The 1,573-nt window shown below is 60.5% G+C and carries 3 protein-coding genes; 1 reads left to right on the forward strand and 2 read right to left on the reverse strand.

Annotation, left to right across the window (positions count from 1 at the left end):
- Nucleotides 1–21 precede the first annotated feature (21 nt).
- Complete coding sequence (locus tag AC1DR1_RS23125) at nt 22–348, forward strand: tyrosine-type recombinase/integrase (RefSeq protein ID WP_476993452.1); 327 nt, start codon at nt 22–24, stop codon at nt 346–348.
- Nucleotides 349–372: 24 nt separating this feature from the next.
- Here the strand turns inward: AC1DR1_RS23125 and AC1DR1_RS23130 are convergent, their stop codons facing one another.
- Entirely contained in the window at nt 373–633 is a 261-nt protein-coding gene (locus AC1DR1_RS23130; RefSeq protein WP_476993450.1) for a hypothetical protein, read from the reverse strand.
- 393 nt (nt 634–1,026) lie between these two features.
- Nucleotides 1,027–1,573 (reverse strand): hypothetical protein (locus tag AC1DR1_RS23135; RefSeq protein WP_476993451.1); only part of this gene is annotated, 547 nt, incomplete at its 5' end.

The raw sequence follows: 1,573 nt of genomic DNA on the forward strand, positions 1-1,573 counted from the left end.
GTGGAACTTCTGGTACCCCTCGTGGCAAGTCGCCCTGGCGATGAACTCCTGTTTACGACCCCTAAGGGCGAGCGGATTATCCACAAGCTCTAWTGGCACCATTACTGGGTTCCTGCGGTCCAAGCAGCTCAGGCACATGGGCTGAAGAAGTCGCCCCGCATTCATGACCTCCGGCACACGCATGCGTCCTGGCTGATCCAGGACGGTGTGTCTCTGTTTACGATCTCGCGACGCCTTGGCCACGCCTCAACCCGCACTACGGAGCAGGTCTACGGCCACTTGATGCCGGAGGCGTTGCAGGCCGGCGCTGACGCCACTGAGAGGTCGATTACAGGGTTCACGCGCTGACACTGGACTTTGTCCCCGTCGCAGTCATGGTTGCTGGTTGCTGACCGGCGCGAGGCGGCGCTGGGCCCTCGTGCCGATCAGCCGTTCCCGCGGGGTTGACCCGGCATGCACCGGGACCTCGCGCAGACGGGCGATTTCCGCAATGTGCTCTGAGGTGAAGATGATCTTCCCCTTGCCCCAGCATACGTGCGGAAATTTGCCGCTGGCCGCGCCCTCCCGCAGCCAGGCCTCCGTGCACCGCATGAGGGCCGCCGCCTCGGCCGGCTCATAGAACTCAAGGTCCATAGAAACTCCCAGGTCGCGTGGTTCGCTTGGAAGTTCATGCGGCGCTCAACCGGCCCGGACATGACTCCTTTCGGAATGCGTCAGCCATGGTCGAAGTCTGAGCCACTTCGTGGGCAGCGGCCCGCGAGCGGATGACAAACGAAACGGGCCAAGTGATGGAGACGTCTACTGACACCTGAGTATGTTGCTACTTGAATCGCCGCGGCGGGTCATGCAGAACTCATGATCGTCATGGGTTGCAGTGAGCATGATGTTTGTGCGCTCAACCCGAGATGTCTTCTTTCGACCACCGACGCAGCGGCACGGCCTCGTTCTTGCCGCTCTGGTGGAAAATGCTCCATCGCCCGGTACTCGCCCCAGGCAGGTTCGACTTTGTCTCGAAAGCATCCGTGGTTAGTGGCCTGCGTTCTCGTCGTCCTTATCACTAAGCTGACCTTGGTTGGTGAGGGCATCAGCGATCTTGTTGAGGAGGTCGGCCATCGCGCGGAGGTGTTGGGCGTGGCTGAAGTCGCTGAGTGGACCGTCGTCTCCCTCATCGTCTGGGCTAAGTACGTCCAGAGGATCGTCAGTGAAGTCTGGGTCATCATCCTTCGTGCCATGAGTTACGCTTTCAACGAATTCGCCACTCTCGTGTCCGGCCTCTCTGCCGTGGTTGGCCGAATCGGTGGAGTTCGCGGTGGTGACTTGTGTGCCGATGTCCGGACGGAGACGGCGGCGAGTCATTGCCTGCCGCTGCAATCGAACAAGAAGCGTGTGTGCTTCACTCTCCATGTTGGCGGCGACTTTGTCGGCCGTTTTTATCCACTCCTGATTCGCTTCCTCCGCATCCTGGGCTGCTAGCACGATCAGACGTATTAGGGTCTCACGGGTAAGGTTCTCCAATTCGGCTGCAGTGGTCACCAGCGGAAGCCCGGAGGCACTTGGGTCTGTAGGCTCGGTG

The organism is Arthrobacter sp. P4_F10 (assembly GCF_056401435.1).

Excerpts from the sequence above, each read along its gene's own strand:
- AC1DR1_RS23130 (WP_476993450.1), bottom strand. The coding sequence starts at position 633 with ATGGACCTTGAGTTCTATGAGCCGGCCGAGGCGGCGGCCCTCATGCGG.